General features: G+C 39.2%; 14 protein-coding genes and 2 pseudogenes. 13 read left to right on the forward strand and 3 right to left on the reverse strand.

The features are described 5' to 3' along the window. Window positions 1–6: 6 nt before the first annotated feature. Window positions 7–621 (reverse strand): sodium:solute symporter family transporter, encoded by a 615-nt coding sequence (locus AC0IWE_RS02935; RefSeq protein WP_471791848.1) that lies wholly within the window; start codon window positions 619–621, stop codon window positions 7–9. A gap of 436 nt (window positions 622–1,057) precedes the next feature. Here AC0IWE_RS02935 and recR point away from each other — a divergent pair, with 436 nt between their 5' ends. From recR to AC0IWE_RS02960, 5 genes and pseudogenes are all read left to right on the forward strand, one after another. Next, on the forward strand, window positions 1,058–1,675 hold the full coding sequence (recR, locus tag AC0IWE_RS02940; protein WP_055910908.1) for a recombination mediator RecR: 618 nt from the start codon (window positions 1,058–1,060) through the stop codon (window positions 1,673–1,675). Next, on the forward strand, window positions 1,675–2,403 hold the full coding sequence (locus AC0IWE_RS02945; protein ID WP_471791849.1) for a PI-PLC domain-containing protein: 729 nt from the start codon (window positions 1,675–1,677) through the stop codon (window positions 2,401–2,403). The genes recR and AC0IWE_RS02945 overlap by 1 nt, the downstream gene beginning before the upstream one ends. 29 nt (window positions 2,404–2,432) lie before the next feature. Beyond that, a pseudogene (locus AC0IWE_RS02950) lies at window positions 2,433–3,251 on the forward strand (SDR family oxidoreductase). A gap of 144 nt (window positions 3,252–3,395) precedes the next feature. Continuing rightward, window positions 3,396–3,746, forward strand: coding sequence for an alpha/beta hydrolase (locus AC0IWE_RS02955; RefSeq protein WP_471791850.1), 351 nt, complete (start codon window positions 3,396–3,398; stop codon window positions 3,744–3,746). Window positions 3,747–3,899: 153 nt separating this feature from the next. Then, window positions 3,900–4,235, forward strand: coding sequence for a hypothetical protein (locus AC0IWE_RS02960; RefSeq protein ID WP_471791851.1), 336 nt, complete (start codon window positions 3,900–3,902; stop codon window positions 4,233–4,235). Window positions 4,236–4,462: 227 nt separating this feature from the next. Here the strand turns inward: AC0IWE_RS02960 and AC0IWE_RS02965 are convergent, their stop codons facing one another. After that, entirely contained in the window at window positions 4,463–5,212 is a 750-nt protein-coding gene (locus tag AC0IWE_RS02965; RefSeq protein ID WP_471791976.1) for an ion channel, read from the reverse strand. After that, window positions 5,130–5,405 (reverse strand): hypothetical protein, encoded by a 276-nt coding sequence (locus AC0IWE_RS02970; protein ID WP_471791852.1) that lies wholly within the window; start codon window positions 5,403–5,405, stop codon window positions 5,130–5,132. Before AC0IWE_RS02970 ends, AC0IWE_RS02965 begins: the two co-directional genes overlap by 83 nt. 377 nt (window positions 5,406–5,782) lie before the next feature. Between AC0IWE_RS02970 and trpD the strand changes: the two genes are divergently transcribed. The 8 genes and pseudogenes from trpD (at window position 5,783) to AC0IWE_RS03010 (ending at window position 15,456) form a co-directional block, all read left to right on the forward strand. Next, complete coding sequence (trpD, locus tag AC0IWE_RS02975; RefSeq protein WP_471791853.1) at window positions 5,783–6,772, forward strand: anthranilate phosphoribosyltransferase; 990 nt, start codon at window positions 5,783–5,785, stop codon at window positions 6,770–6,772. Then, window positions 6,766–7,398, forward strand: coding sequence for a phosphoribosylanthranilate isomerase (locus AC0IWE_RS02980; RefSeq protein ID WP_471791854.1), 633 nt, complete (start codon window positions 6,766–6,768; stop codon window positions 7,396–7,398). The genes trpD and AC0IWE_RS02980 overlap by 7 nt, the downstream gene beginning before the upstream one ends. 153 nt (window positions 7,399–7,551) lie before the next feature. Further along, window positions 7,552–8,734, forward strand: a pseudogene (gene trpB / locus AC0IWE_RS02985) (tryptophan synthase subunit beta). Between the two features lie 73 nt (window positions 8,735–8,807). Continuing rightward, window positions 8,808–9,575, forward strand: a complete 768-nt coding sequence (trpA, locus tag AC0IWE_RS02990) for a tryptophan synthase subunit alpha (protein ID WP_471791855.1) — start codon at window positions 8,808–8,810, stop codon at window positions 9,573–9,575. Between the two features lie 628 nt (window positions 9,576–10,203). After that, the gene (locus AC0IWE_RS02995; protein WP_055910893.1) at window positions 10,204–10,809 is read left to right on the forward strand and encodes a TetR/AcrR family transcriptional regulator; all 606 of its coding nucleotides are present in this window, start codon (window positions 10,204–10,206) and stop codon (window positions 10,807–10,809) included. Window positions 10,810–10,879: 70 nt separating this feature from the next. After that, window positions 10,880–12,082 (forward strand): efflux RND transporter periplasmic adaptor subunit, encoded by a 1,203-nt coding sequence (locus AC0IWE_RS03000; RefSeq protein ID WP_471791856.1) that lies wholly within the window; start codon window positions 10,880–10,882, stop codon window positions 12,080–12,082. Between the two features lie 25 nt (window positions 12,083–12,107). Continuing rightward, window positions 12,108–15,302, forward strand: coding sequence for an efflux RND transporter permease subunit (locus AC0IWE_RS03005; RefSeq protein WP_471791857.1), 3,195 nt, complete (start codon window positions 12,108–12,110; stop codon window positions 15,300–15,302). After that, window positions 15,289–15,456 carry a hypothetical protein gene (locus tag AC0IWE_RS03010; RefSeq protein ID WP_471791858.1) on the forward strand — a complete coding sequence of 56 codons (168 nt, stop codon included), beginning with the start codon at window positions 15,289–15,291 and terminating at the stop codon, window positions 15,454–15,456. Before AC0IWE_RS03005 ends, AC0IWE_RS03010 begins: the two co-directional genes overlap by 14 nt. Window position 15,457 lies beyond the last annotated feature (1 nt).

Consider the following 15,457-nt stretch of genomic DNA (forward strand, 5'->3'; position numbering starts at 1 on the left):
AGGCTGTTACAAATGAAATAAATCGTTGAAAAAAACGGACAGCACCAAGAAAAAAGTTTGCAGTGTATCGGTAATAATTATGGTTTTTAATCCACCTTTAAATGTATACGACCAAATTAAGGCCAGTGAAATTAAAACTGTTAACCAAAATGGAATGCCATAATTATCGAAGATAAAGCGTTGTAAAACAATCACCACCAGGTATAATCTTGTTGCAGAGCCTAATGTTCGGCTCAATAAAAATATAGATGCTGCTGTTTTATAACTGTAGTGGCCTAATCTTTTCTCTATGTAGCTATAAATAGAGGTTAAATTCATCCGGTAGTAAAGTGGAAGCAAAACCGTGGCTATGATGATAAAACCAACTGCATTGCCGAGTACGAACTGGAAGTATTGAAACTGGTTTCCGCTCGGTGCACCAACCTCGCCTGGCACAGATATAAAGGTAACACCTGATAGGGCTGTGCCAATCATACCAAAGGCCACGAGGTACCATTTAGAATTTCTGTTGGCTATAAAAAATGTAGAATTGTCGGATGAGTTTTTTGAAGTTACAAATGAAATAATAATCAGCAATAGAAAATAACCGATCAGAAAACATAAGAGAATGGTTGGAGACATAGTTTTGTGTTAAGCTGATAAATGTAAGAAATTCGGATTTAATGTCAATGGGTTTAGTTTTGCTATTTGGTTGATAGCTGATTTGGATTAAGGTGACGCACTACATGAGTTTAGTTTTATTATTTGGTCGATAGCTGATGGTTGATAGCCGATTTGCATAGACATAACGCCCAAAGTATAGGGCTCAATGGGTTTAGTTCTGCTATTGGGTTGATGGTTAAATGGTTGATAGTCGATTTGCATAAAGATGACACCAAAAGTATATCGGGGTTAATTAACCATCTGCTATGTAAATATCACTTCGCAATTGCCAGTTACCGATAAATAAAGAGAACTAAATGCTGAAACATCAAGACATGAACTATGATCCATTTAACTATTAACCAATAAACTAATGCCTATTGAACTAACAAAGCATTTTACCTATTTTTGCATTATGAATTTTTCATCCAAACTGCTCGAAGATGCGGTAAACGAATTCTCGAAACTTCCTGGTGTGGGGCAAAAAACGGCTTTACGCTTGGTCTTACATCTTTTAAATAAAGAACAGGAGGAGGTAAATCAGTTTGGCAATACATTTATAAAGCTTAAACAACAGATTAAACACTGCACTACCTGCCATAACATTTCGGATTATACCGTGTGCGAAATCTGTACTTCGATTAAACGCGATAAAGAAACCATTTGTGTGGTAGAAGATACCCGTGATGTAATGGCCATCGAAAATACCGGACAATACTTTGGGGTTTACCATGTTTTGGGTGGGTTAATTTCGCCTATGGATGGGATTGGTCCTTCTGATTTATTTATAGAAGGATTGGTGTCGCGGATGGCAGTAGGAGGAATTAAAGAAGTAATTTTAGCGTTAAGTCCTAATATGGAGGGCGATACCACGCTTTTCTACCTTTATAAAAGATTAAAAGAATTTAATGTTCCTGTAACTACCATTGCAAGAGGTATTGCTTTTGGTGGCGAGTTAGAATATACCGATGAAATTACGCTCGGCAGATCCATTGTAACCCGCGTGCCTTACGAAACAGCAATGATGAAATAATGGTACAGCGTTTCCTGGTTTTCTCCCTGCTAATTTTATCCGGATTGTTTGTTCAGGCACAGGTTAAAATTCACTCACATAACGATTATACCCATCAAAAACCTTTTTATGATGCTGTGCAAAACAAGGCTTTTTCTATAGAAGCTGATGTTTTTGTAGTTGGCAATTCGTTAATTGTGGCACATAGTAAAAAAGAAATTAAAACAGGCAATACTTTAGATGCGTTGTATTTAAAACGGATAAAAACCTTATCTCACAGTAATGAATATTACGCTTTTCAATTGATGATTGATATCAAGGGAGATTGGGATTCGACATATCGTTTACTGAATAAGGATTTAAAAAAATATCAGCAATACTTTAATAAGCAGGGTAAAAATAGCATTGTAGTAATTAGTGGAAACCGCCCGGCTGATAGCAGTTTTCATAATTACCCAAATTTATATTTCGATGGTTTGCCCAACCATATTTATAGCCAGGCCGATTTAGCGAAAGTGGCAATGATCAGCGATAATTTTGCCACTTATTCCAAATGGAAAGGTGTTGGAGAAATTTCAACAATGGATAAAGCTAAATTGTTAAACCTGATTCAAAATGCGCATAAAATCGGTAAACCATTCCGTTTTTGGGGTGCGCCCGATACTAAAGCTTGTTGGAAGCTGTTGCATGAAGCTTGGTACAGATATCATCAATACCGACGAAGTTACCGAAGCCACAAACTATTTTAAACCAAACTAATCAAATCGTTCTACTCAAAATGAATCTAAAAAATAAAGTAATCATTATCACCGGAGCATCCAGCGGAATTGGAAAAGCCTGTGCCCAAGAATTTGCCAAACGTGGTGCCAACCTGGTTTTAGCTGCCCGTCAATATGTAACACTTTGCGAAATTACTGCCGGACTGGAAAAAAAATATGGCATCAGGGCGGTGGCTGTTCAGGCTGACGTGAGTAAAGAAGCAGATTGTGAACTGATTATTAGACAAGCTTTGGTTTCGTTTCAACAGATTGATATTTTGGTTAATAACGCTGGTTTATCAATGCGTGCGCTGTTTAACGATTTAGATTTATCGGTACTTTAAAACCTGATGGATGTAAACTTTTGGGGAACAGTATACTGCACAAAATATGCCTTGCCTGAAATTCTTAAAACCAAAGGAACGGTTGTAGGTGTTTCATCAATTGCAGGTTTCCGCGGTTTGCCGGGCCGAACCGGTTATTCGGCCTCTAAATTTGCAATGAACGGTTTCATGGCATCCCTACGCACCGAATTATTAAAAACGGGTGTAAATGTGTTATTGGCCTGCCCGGGCTTTACCGCATCAAACATTCGCGTAACCGCTTTATCTAAAGATGGTGCCGCACATGGCGAAACCAGTATGGATGAAGGTAAAATGATGACATCAGAAGAGGTAGCAAGCATTATTGCCGATGGGATTGAACAACGCAAACGCACCCTCATCATGACCGGACAAGGTAAATTAGCCGTATGGATGAATAAACTCTTTCCGGCTTTTGTTGATAAAAAGGTTTTTGATTTGTTTGCGAAAGAAAAGAATCCGCTGATTAAAGGATAGTGTATTGCGGTTAATGTTTAGTAAATTAAACTGCATTGGATTTAACTTCAATTACTTGTAATTCTGAGTGGAGTCTAAGATCAATTATTAAAAATCCACTTTTACAACAATTTCGTTTATTGAGTGAAGAGATAAATCTTTATTATGTACAAATCCCTTGTTTTATTAATGCTTCTTTTTCAAACGATACTTTCTTCTGCACAGGTTAAAAAAGTAAAAAATATCAATTATGCAGCCAATGCTGATGAGGCCAATACGCTGAATATTTTTTATAAAAATGACAGTATAAAAAACAAACCTGTTCTCATTTTTATTCACGGTGGCTCCTGGAGCAGTGGCAAAAAAGAAACCTATTGGTGGTTGGGCAGAAACTTTGCACGTAAGGGCGTTGTTACCGTAATCATCAATTACCGTTTGGCACCAAATGTTCAGTACGAGAAAATGGGCGATGATTGTGCCTTAGCAGTTAAATGGGTAAAAAGAGCACATTGCTGATTACGCAGCAAGCCCGGATAAAATTTTCGTAATGGGCCATTCTGCAGGCGCGCACTTAGGTGAACTGATCAACGCAGATCCTAAATACTTTAAAAAGCTGGTATCCAAAATCCGATTAAAGGATTAATCCTGAACGATCCTTTTGGCTTAGATATGCAGGAATATTTAACCACAGCAGAAAAAGATCATTTTTACTTCGATTTCATCAGAACTTTTACTGATCAATCTGCCGTTTGGAAACTGGCTTCACCATTAAATTATGTAAATAATATTAAAAATCCGCATTTACTCTTTTTTGGAAGCAAAACTTACGGAGCCATTAAATTACAAACGCCAAGGTTATACGAAAAACTTAAAGCCAACAACATTCCTGTAGAAATTAAGGAAATTAAAGGCAAAAGCCATGTACCAATGATTAGTCAGATGATTTTTGGTGGAAATGATTTGTATAAAGATATTGTTGGGTTTATACAAAAGTCATCTTTATAAGAGTTGTCAACTTTCTAGCCTATTTGCTATTCAAGTAGACAACTCTGGAGAACATGCAACTAAGGCGATAGTAATTTTATTGCACCGACCCAGGTTCCATAAACCTGGCAGCAGCGGGCATCCCGATTCCTTCAATCGGGATAAAGCGTATGGCGGGAAGCTATAACCGATTAGCATGGCATTTGCTTTCCAAAAACAAAAAAAAGTTTAACATAAGAAAAAGAAACTTACACCGTACGGCTAACCTGATCGAGTTTGCTATAATCCATCACCATTTTACCTTCTTCATTGTGGTAATACATTTTCTCAAATCGGGCATCCATTTCTATTTCCTCATCCTGATAACTGGTTCTGGTATGGATGGTTTGCGAAAAGGTATCGTCAAAAGCTTTAAGGATTACAAAAACTTCTACTTCGGCAAGCTGCAATTCGGTTAATGATTTCTCGTAAAACGGACTTTCTTCGGTTATAGGATGCACGAGTGTCCAGTTTAAAGAAAGAATCCCAATTTTATCACGTTCTAAAGCCAACGGATAAAATCTCCGCACTTGTTTATTATCAACCGTTTCGTTATACGACATTACCATTTGCACTTCTACTTCAATGAGTTGATTGCGGCGTAAATTTACTAAACGGCACATTAAACCGTGGCCTTTTTCGTAAGGGGCAATAACCATTTTTTTACTGAAACTCACTTTAGAAGTGGGCCGACTGAAACGGCCATATAATAATCCGGTGGCCAGTGCAAAAGCGAGCAAACCCAGCATACTTTCAAAAGCTGCAAGCACACTGGTAACAAAACCTTGTGGCAAAATATGGCCATAACCTACGGTAGAAATGGTTTGGGCTGAGAAGAAAAAGGCATCAAAAAACTGATCGCGAAATGTAACGCCATTAGCACCATTTAAATTTTCTATTCCTACTGCATTGTATAAAACTGCAAAAATCGTATTTACGACAAGGTAAGCGAGTAGGATGACGAAGAAAAACCGCGGCCAGCTTCATGGTAACCAATCGGGTATAAGTATCATCGAACTTAAACCATGGCAAGCCTGTACGTTCGATATTTGCAGAACCATCGGGGTTTAGCATGCGCTGATTTTTGGTTACCGGATTGGATCCGAAGCCCAAATCATCATTAAACTGTACTTTTCTTTTGAAGAAAGACATATATTTTTAGAAAGATTTTGGAATATTAAAAAACTATATCAATATTTGCTTTATACAAACATGATAATTAAAAACTTAAATAACAATTGGTGGTGGCATAACGAAATTCGTTAGGCAAATTCTATTGTTATATATTTTAAAATATTTTAAACACAATGAAAAGGATTGCCCAAAAAGCAATCCTTTTTTTATGCCTTCCCCTCCCGTGGAGGGGTGTCCGGAGGACGGGGTGGTTAAGGAGCAAAATAATAAATGGTCTGTGAGTACACAGACCATGGAGATAAATGAGAAATGAACCACAGATAAAAAAGATGAACACGGATAAAATCTGTGTGTATCCGTGTTCATCTGTGGTTAAATAAGATTGAACAATAAACATGAAAAAAATATTAAACCATTTATTCGAGAACAAGAGTTTTAGCAGGGAAGAGGCAAAGAACATTTTAATTTCCATTTCTGAAGGGGCTTTCAATTCTTCGCAGATTGCAGCTTTTATAACTGCCTATGCCATGCGCAACATCACCGTGCAGGAGCTACAGGGGTTTCGTGATGCGATGCTTGATATGTGTGTGAAAGTAAACTTATCGGGTTACGATCTTATTGATCTTTGTGGAACGGGTGGCGATGGTAAAGATACTTTTAATATATCTACCTTATCATCATTTGTGGTTGCAGGTGCAGGGCACCATGTGGCTAAACACGGTAACTATGGCGTATCATCTGGCTGCGGTTCTTCTAACGTGATGGAACATTTAGGTTATACTTTTACTAATGATGAGGATACCTTAAAACGCAATTTGGATAAAGCGGGTATTTGTTTCTTACATGCACCATTGTTTAATCCCGCTATGAAAATTGTGGCACCTATCCGTAAAGAACTGGGTGTGAAAACATTTTTCAACATGTTGGGGCCAATGGTTAACCCCGGGCAGCCAAAATACCAGATGGTAGGCGTATTCAGTTTAGAGCTGGCCCGTTTATATGCTTATTTATATCAGGATACTGATAAAAGTTACACCATTGTACATGCCTTGGAAGGTTATGACGAGGTTTCGTTAACCTGTGATGTGAAAACCTTTTCGAATAAAGGAGAGCAGATTTTAACGCTTCAGGATATGGGTTTTGAGCGGGTTGAGGTAAATGCCATAAAAGGTGGAGATACTGTAGAATCATCAGCAAAAATATTTATGGATGTGTTAAATGGTGAGGCTACAGATGTGCAAAACAATGTGGTGCTTTGCAATTCGGCATTGGCAATTAAGACTATTAAACCTGAATTATCTTTTGCCGATTGTTTTTACGCAGCGGAAGAATCGTTAATGAGCAAAAAAGCATTGGAGAGCTTTAAAAACCTATTGGCATGCTAAAATTAAAAGTTTGCGGAATGCGTTTGGCAGCCAATATTGCTGCGGTTGCAGAGCTTCAGCCAGATTATATGGGCTTTATTTTTTATGAAAAATCGCCGCGCTTAATCAGTGATGTTTCTGCTGAATTGATTAAGTACATTCCTTCTGAGATTAAAACTGTAGGCGTTTTTGTAAATGAAGATATTGAAAAAGTAAAAGATAAGGTAAACACTTTGAAGCTGAAGGCTGTTCAGTTACATGGCAGCGAATCGCCCGAATACTGTGAAACATTAAAATTAAGCTTTACTGCTTTGGAGGTAATCAAAGCATTTGGAATAGATGAGGATTTTGATTTTACAGCATTAAAACCTTATTTAAATGTTGTTGATTACTTTTTGTTTGATACCAAAACCAAAGCACACGGTGGATCGGGAAAAACATTTGATTGGTTAGTATTAGATCGATATAAAGATCAAAAGCCTTACTTTTTAAGCGGTGGAATTGACCTTGAACACACCGAAGCAATAAAAAACATAAATGATGAGCGTTTATATGCGCTTGATATTAATAGCAGGTTTGAAATTGAGCCTGGTTTGAAGGATGCCGGGAAGATTAAAGAATTTATTAAAGAAATGAACACGAAATAATGTCATCCTGAAGGTGATTAAGTATAAGTTGATCCGTTATTCTCAACTTGATTGGGAATAGTAATCCTATAGGCTTTAAGATTCCCGCCTGTGCTGGAATGACGACTTATCTTGAGCAGCTTTCAATGTGGCAAACTAGTTGATAAAAATATTATGAAATACAAAGTAAACGAAAAAGGATATTATGGAGATTTTGGAGGTGCGTACATCCCCGAAATGCTTTATCCAAACGTAGAAGAATTGCGTCAAAACTATTTAAAGATTATTGATGATGCCGATTTTCAAAAGGAATTTCATCAATTGTTAAAAGATTATGTTGGCCGTCCTTCCCCTTTATACCTTGCTAAAAGATATTCTGAGCGTTTTGGTGCCAATATTTTCTTAAAAAAGAGAGGATTTAAATCATACCGGAGCACACAAAATCAACAATACCATCGGGCAGATTTTATTGGCCGAAAAATTGGGCAAAAAAAGAATTATTGCCGAAACAGGAGCGGGGCAGCATGGGGTAGCTACGGCCACAGTTTGTGCTTTACGTAACCTGGAGTGTGTTATTTACATGGGTGAGGTAGATATTGAACGCCAGGCACCAAATGTAGCCCGTATGAAAATGTTGGGCGCAAAGGTTGTTCCGGCAAGTTCGGGAAGTAAAACTTTAAAAGATGCCACCAATGAGGCCATGCGCGATTGGATTAATAACCCGGTTGATACGCATTATATTATCGGTTCGGTAGTTGGTCCACATCCATATCCTGATATGGTTGCCATTTTCCAGTCGATTATTTCTGAAGAAACCAAAAAGCAATTGTTGGAACAAACCGGCAGCGATCAACCTGATTATGTGTTGGCCTGTGTAGGTGGTGGAAGTAATGCCATGGGTATGTTTTACCACTTTATGGATGATGAAAATGTAAAGCTGATTGCTGTTGAAGCTGCCGGAAAAGGGGTATCGAGCGGGTTTTCTGCTGCAACCACTTATTTAGGTAAAGAAGGTGTATTACACGGAAGCAGGAGCATTTTAATGCAAACGCCAGATGGCCAGGTTGTAGAACCACATTCGGTATCAGCCGGATTGGATTATCCGGGTATTGGACCACAGCATGCACATTTGTTTAAAACCGGTCGTGGCCAGTATGTTTCCATTACCGATGAAGAAAGTTTAGATGCTGGTTTGCTTTGTACACAATTGGAAGGAATTATCCCGGCCATCGAAAGCGCACACGCTTTGGCTTATTTAGAAAAAATGGAGTTTAAAGGGGGCGAAAATGTAGTGGTTTGCCTTTCAGGCCGTGGTGATAAGGATTTGGATACTTATATTAAATATTTTAACTTATAACCCCTAAATCCCCTGAAGGGGACTTTTGAGGTAATTTTTCACACAATTAATAGCCCCTTTAGGGGTTTGGGATATGAATCGAATTAAACAACTCTTCCAGGAGAAGAAAAACATATTATCAATTTATTATACTGCCGGTTATCCAAATACCGGCGATACCTTGAAAATTGCAGAGGCTTTGGAGAAATCTGGTGCAGATATGCTTGAGATCGGGTTTCCTTATTCGGATCCTGTTGCCGATGGACCGGTAATTCAGGCCAGCAGTAAACAATCGCTCGATCAGGGCATGACGCTTAACTTGCTTTTTGAGCAGTTGAAAGATTTACGTAAAACGGTGAGTATTCCTGTGTTATTAATGGGTTATGTTAATCCTGTTTTGCAGTTTGGTGTCGAAAAATTTTGTGAGGCTTGTGCCGAAGTAGGTGTTGATGGTTGTATAGTACCCGATTTGCCGATGGTAGAGTACGAAGAGTTTTATCAAGATTGCTTTGAGAAACATAACCTGAGCAATGTGTTTTTAATCACGCCTCAAACCGCTGAAGAGCGTATCCATAAAATTGATGGTCTAACCAATGGATTTATCTATCTGTTATCCTCATCAGCTACTACAGGTAAAAACCTCGAGGTTGGAGATACTACAGAAGCTTATTTCGGCAGGATTAAAAACCTTAACCTAAAGAACCCAACCATGATTGGTTTTGGGATCAGTGATAAACAAACTTTCGATAAAGCCTGCTCTTACGCAAATGGAGCTATTATTGGTACCGCATTCGTTAAAGCCATTGCTCAAGGAAATTTAGAGGAGCAAGTGAGTAGTTTTATGAAAGCGTTTAAAGCTTAATTGTTTACCACAAAGGCACTAAGATTGCATATTTTATTCTTTGTGCCTTTGTGGTTATTTATTCCTTGCCCATATCATCATTCCCAACCTGATTGGGAATAGTAATGCTCTGGTAGGGTTTTTATGCTGCATTAGGATTTACGCCTGAGTGGGAAAAACGACTTATCTTATTAAGCTTTAGTGGTATTCCTTCCTAGGCCATATCGTCATTCCCAACTTGATTGGGAATCGTAATGCTGTGGTAGGATCTTTATGCTGCATTAATGTTCCCGCTTGCGCATGCAAGTCCAACTACCTCAATATAAACTTCATTGCCTTTGTGCCTCTGTGGTTATACCCCTTTCTGCACATCGAGGCAAACAAACTGCCAAATTGCGCATCATTATCCTAAACCTGTCAATCTGAATAGCACATCTGTCAGTCAGTTTTGCCACGCAGAAAATCACATTTCATCATCTCAATAAAAAATGTTTTAAATTAATAATATGCGTTTAACAGCTTTAATCGCTGATTTACACCTGCCAAACTGTGCCTACAAATGTTTATGACAAATGAATGATTGTGAATTCTGTAATTGGTTCTACATTTGTTTAACGGTGTTAGATTATTTACACCTAATATTCCAATCATGGGAAGTAAAGAAAGAATTCTACGTTTAAAAGATGAAACCAGAACAAAAATTCTGGATGCTGCCTTGAACATTGTTCAAACTGAGGGTTGGCAGGCATTGAGTATGCGTAAAATTGCCGACCAGATTGAGTATACTGCACCAATTATTTACGAGTACTTTTCTAACAAAGATGGCATCTTACTGGAACTTACCAGACGGGGTTATTTGATGTTGGCCAAAGATATCCGCGAGGCCCGCGACAAACACGAATCTCCGGAAGATAAAATGGAAGCCATGTGGATTGCCTACTGGAACTTCGCTTTTAACCATAAAGAATTTTATCAGTTGATGTATGGTGTGGATATGGTTTGTTGTACAGTAAAAAATTCAATGCCCGAAGCCGAAAACGTAGGTGGTATGCTTGGCGATGTAATTGAATCATTATTCGAGAAGAAACCAGTATCAGATGATGATATCTGCATGAAGTATTACACTTACTGGTCTATCATCCATGGCTTGATTTCCATTAACCTGGTTCGCCCTAATGGAAGAACAACCGACGAACTAAACCAACAAATTTTAAAAGATGCCATCAAAGGCATTACATTATCCATTAACAGCTAATTTTTTTTTATCCCTTAATTTAACACTGTTAAATTATTTATACACTTTAATTCCAATTAAATTTAATCATATGAAATCTCTACATCGCTTGTATCCCTTACTTAACACCGTTAAATGGTTTAATAGTATTAAGTTATTGTTAACAATTTCTCTTCTTTCCATTGTTTTGGTGAGTTGCAAATCTGCTCCCGATCAGGCTGCAGCTGCACCACCGCCACCAGTTTTACCTGTAACCTCGATTAATGCGAGTACAGAAACTACGTTTGTAGATTATCCGGCATCGATACAAGGTGCTGTTGATATTGATGTACGGCCGCAGGTTAGTGGTTATTTACAAAGTGTACTGGTTAACGAAGGTGCTTATGTAACTGCAGGCCAAACGCTTTTTAAAATAAACGAAAATCCTTTCCGCGAGGCTTTAAACAATGCAAAAGCAAGCTTACATGCTGCTGAAGCTGCAATTTTAAATGCACAGCTGGAAGTAGATAAGTTAACCCCGCTTGTGCAAAATAAGGTAGTATCTGATTTTCAGTTAAAAACTGCTAAAACAGCACTTAAAATAGCACAGGCTAATGCCGAGCAGGCTAAAGCCGGTGTGGCTTCGGCACAAATTAATTTAGGTTATACCAATGTTAAGGCTACCGTAAGTGGTTACATTGGCCGTATCCCTAAAAAACAGGGCAGCCTGGTTTCGCCGACTGACCAGGTTGCTTTAACGCAGTTATCTGATATACATGAGGTACATGTTTATTTCGCGCTTGCGGAAAACGACTTCAATAACTTTAATGTAAACTACCCTGGCAAAACCCCTGCCGACAGGATTAAGCATTTACCTGCTGTTGAACTTTTATTATCGGATAACAGTGTTTACCCGCTTAAAGGTAAAATTGATATGATTGATGGTCAGTTTGATAAAAACACGGGTTCTATTACACTCAGGGCTAGTTTCCCTAATGCAAGTGGTGTGCTCCGCTCGGGTAATACGGGCAAAATCCATTTAGGGTTACAACATGATGATGCCATTCTGGTACCGCAATCGGCTACGGTAGAAATGCAGGATAAGGTATTTGTATTTACCGTTGGCGATAGCAGCAAGGTTAAAAAACAGGCCATTGGCATTGTGGGTAAAGCAGGTGAAAATTACCTGGTTAACAGTGGTGTTAAAGCGGGCGACCAGATTGTATTGAGCGGCATTGATAAATTACAGGAGGGCATGGTTATCCAACCTCAAAAGGCAGCTGATAAGGTAGCTGTGGCAAAAACAAAAAACTAATACAACACTTAAAGTTTAAGAAGTCATGTTTCAGAAATTTATAAACAGGCCGGTACTTTCAACAGTAATTTCCATCTTATTGGTAATTGTTGGTATACTTGGCTTATCAAAGTTGCCCTTAGAGCGCTTTCCAAATATCGCACCTCCGTCGGTATTGGTTACTGCGGTGTACCCTGGGGCAAATGCCGAAACCATTTTACGTTCGGTAACTCCTTCGCTGGAGGAAGCAATTAACGGTGTGGAGAACATGACATACATGACCTCCAGCGCCAGTAACGATGGTACCCTGGCCATTACAGTGTACTTTCAACAGGGAACAAACCCCGACCAGGCTGCTGTTAACGTTCAAAACCGTGTATCGCAGGCTACAAGCCAGTTGCCTGCAGAGGTTGTGCAATATGGTATCACCACTACCAAGCAGCAAAACAGTTTTATCGGTGCAATTGGTGTTTACTCTGAAGACCCTAAGAAATATGATGCGGTTTTTGTAAACAACTATGCGCAGATTAACATTATACCGGAGCTTAAACGTATCCCTGGTGTAGGTTCTGCAAGTGTATTTGGGGGTATTAAAGATTACTCGATGCGGATTTGGTTAAACCCAAGTCAGTTGGCTACTTATAAAATAACGCCTAATGAGGTTATCAGTGCCATACAGGATAAAAACCTTGAGGCTGCTCCGGGCAGGCTTGGCGAACGTAGCGATGAGGCTTTTGAATATGTAATTAAATATAAAGGTAAGCTTACCAAACCTGATGAGTATCAGAATATCGCGATCCGCTCTAACGCCGATGGTTCTATTTTGCGCTTAAAAGATGTGGCCCGTGTAGAGCTGGGTGCTTATAGTTATGGTAGTGTAAACCGTTTAAACGGGCACGATGGGATTACGATTGGTGTAATTCAGTTATCGGGTTCGAATGCGAATGAGATACAGATTTCGATTGATAAACTGTTGGCTAAACTATCTAAAGATTTTCCGGCAGGGATTAAATATAACCAGTTTTACCGTACCAAAACGGATCTTGATGAATCCATCAACCAGGTTGAGCATACTTTGATTGAGGCTTTCTTGTTGGTGTTTATTGTAGTATTTATTTTCCTTCAGGATTTTAGGTCTACTTTAATTCCGGCTATTGCGGTTCCGGTTGCTATTATCGGTACTTTCTTTTTTATGCAATTGTTCGGTTTCTCTGTTAACCTTTTAACGTTGTTTGCACTTGTACTGGCTATCGGTATTGTGGTTGATGATGCGATTGTGGTGGTAGAAGCGGTGCATGCCAAAATGGAAGAAGACCCCACGCTTTCTCCTAAGGAGGCCACAACCCAGGCCATGAGCGAAATTACGGGGGCAATTATATCGATTACACTGGTTATGGCTGCGGTATTTTTACCGGTAGGTTTTATGACGGGTTCTACTGGTATATTTTACAAACAGTTTGCTTTAACTATGGCTATTGCCATTATTATATCGGCTGTTAACGCTTTAACTTTAAGCCCGGCGCTTGCTGCTTTATTTTTAAAGAATAAGCATGCCGATGGGCATAAAGCACCTAAGAAAGGCTTTGTAGAAAAGTTTTATGCTGGCTTTAACGGTAGCTTTAACTATATGACTAACCGCTATGTTGGCGGCTTAAAGGTGCTTATCCGTAATAAATGGTTAAGTATGGGCGGGCTTTTGTTAATTGTATTGGTTACGGTTTTCCTGGTAAGCAGAACCAAAACTGGTTTTATCCCTACAGAGGATCAGGGCTTTGTGGCTATTGCGGTTGCAAGTCCATCGGGAACTTCGTTAGCGAATACGAACAAAATGTTAAAACAGGCCGAAAAGGAGTTAAGGGCTATGCCATCGGCAAGGTTCGTAATGTCGTTGGCTGGTTATAACTTTTTAACGGCATCCAACAGTTCGTCGGCAGGACAGATTTTCTTATTGTTGAAACCGAATGAGGAGCGGGGCGAAGTTAAAAACATTGATGAGATACAGAATATTGTAAGGGCCAAAATGGCGGCTATATCTGCTGGTACTTTCTTTGTATTCAGTTTTCCTACGGTGCCTGGTTTTAGTAACGTTGAGGCAATGAATGTGATGTTGCAGGATAAAACAAACGGCAGACTGGATAAATTTAGTGGTGTAGCGAATAACTTTATTGCGAAGTTAATGGCTAAACCTGCAATTGCTTATGCTTTTACTTCGTACAAAGCAGATTATCCGCAGTTACAATTGGATGTTAACGATGAAAAGGCTGATCAGCTGGGTGTAAGTAAAAAGGATATTCTGCAAACGATGCAAACTTATTTCGGTACTGCACAGGCATCAGATTTTAACCGCTTTGGTAAATATTACCGTGTGGTGGTGCAGGCTGATATTGCCGACAGAACTGATCCTTCGGCTATTGACCGTGTGTTTGTTAAAAACAAAGCTGGCGAAAGTGTGCCAATTGGTACGCTGGTTAAATTAACCCGTGTATATGGTTCGGAAACGGCTTCGCGTTATAACTTGTTTAACTCTATCGAGGTTAATGCAATTCCTAAACCTGGCTTTAGCTCGGGTGATGCGATTAAAGCGATTGAGGAAACGGCCAAAGAACAATTGCCAACTGGTTATGCTTACGAATTTTCGGGCCAAACGCGTGAGGAGATTTCTTCGGGCGGGCAGTCTACAGTGATTTTCCTGTTGTGTTTGGTATTTGTTTATTTCTTATTATCGGCACAGTATGAGAGTTATATCCTGCCATTGGCGGTAATACTTTCTATCCCTACTGGTATATTCGGTGTGTTTGTGGTATTGGGTTTAACTGGTATCGAAAATAACATTTATGTACAGGTAGCGCTGATTATGCTTATCGGTTTGCTGGCCAAAAATGCGATTCTGATTGTGGAGTTTGCGGTACAGAGACGAAGGGCAGGGCTTAGTTTGGTAGATTCGGCCATTGAGGCTGCGCGTTTAAGGATCAGGCCGATCATCATGACATCACTTGCGTTTGTATTCGGCTTATTCCCGATGAGTATTGCAACGGGTCCATCAGCACAGGGTAACCACTCTATCAGTATCGGTGCTGCGGGTGGTATGGTTTCGGGTGTAATTTTAGGTTTGTTCATCATCCCGGTACTTTTCGTGATCTTCCAGGCTTTACAGGAAAAACTATCAAAAAAATCATCAAATGAGGTTGTTCATCACCATGGAGAACCTGTAAATAATCATGCAGTTTATGAAACGGTTTAATCTAATTACCATCCTGCTCCTTGCTTTAATATGGAGCGGATGTTCGGTTTCGAAAGATACAGCTTTGCCTAATGTGGTGCCTGGCTTGTTTAGAAACTCATCACCTAAAGATTCTTCGAGTGTGGGCTCTCATGCCTTTGAAGAGTTTTATTAAC

This window comes from Pedobacter sp. AC402, assembly GCF_979252805.1.

What these genes read in the sequence shown, in the direction of transcription:
- AC0IWE_RS02935 (WP_471791848.1), bottom strand. Translation starts at nt 621, where the DNA reads ATGTCTCCAACCATTCTCTTATGTTTTCTGATCGGTTATTTTCTATTG.
- recR (WP_055910908.1), top strand. Translation starts at nt 1,058, where the DNA reads ATGAATTTTTCATCCAAACTGCTCGAAGATGCGGTAAACGAATTCTCG.
- AC0IWE_RS02945 (WP_471791849.1), top strand. Translation starts at nt 1,675, where the DNA reads ATGGTACAGCGTTTCCTGGTTTTCTCCCTGCTAATTTTATCCGGATTG.
- AC0IWE_RS02955 (WP_471791850.1), top strand. Translation starts at nt 3,396, where the DNA reads ATGTACAAATCCCTTGTTTTATTAATGCTTCTTTTTCAAACGATACTT.
- AC0IWE_RS02960 (WP_471791851.1), top strand. Translation starts at nt 3,900, where the DNA reads ATGCAGGAATATTTAACCACAGCAGAAAAAGATCATTTTTACTTCGAT.
- AC0IWE_RS02970 (WP_471791852.1), bottom strand. Translation starts at nt 5,405, where the DNA reads ATGTCTTTCTTCAAAAGAAAAGTACAGTTTAATGATGATTTGGGCTTC.
- trpD (WP_471791853.1), top strand. Translation starts at nt 5,783, where the DNA reads ATGAAAAAAATATTAAACCATTTATTCGAGAACAAGAGTTTTAGCAGG.
- AC0IWE_RS02980 (WP_471791854.1), top strand. Translation starts at nt 6,766, where the DNA reads ATGCTAAAATTAAAAGTTTGCGGAATGCGTTTGGCAGCCAATATTGCT.
- trpA (WP_471791855.1), top strand. Translation starts at nt 8,808, where the DNA reads ATGAATCGAATTAAACAACTCTTCCAGGAGAAGAAAAACATATTATCA.
- AC0IWE_RS02995 (WP_055910893.1), top strand. Translation starts at nt 10,204, where the DNA reads ATGGGAAGTAAAGAAAGAATTCTACGTTTAAAAGATGAAACCAGAACA.
- AC0IWE_RS03000 (WP_471791856.1), top strand. Translation starts at nt 10,880, where the DNA reads ATGAAATCTCTACATCGCTTGTATCCCTTACTTAACACCGTTAAATGG.
- AC0IWE_RS03005 (WP_471791857.1), top strand. Translation starts at nt 12,108, where the DNA reads ATGTTTCAGAAATTTATAAACAGGCCGGTACTTTCAACAGTAATTTCC.
- AC0IWE_RS03010 (WP_471791858.1), top strand. Translation starts at nt 15,289, where the DNA reads ATGAAACGGTTTAATCTAATTACCATCCTGCTCCTTGCTTTAATATGG.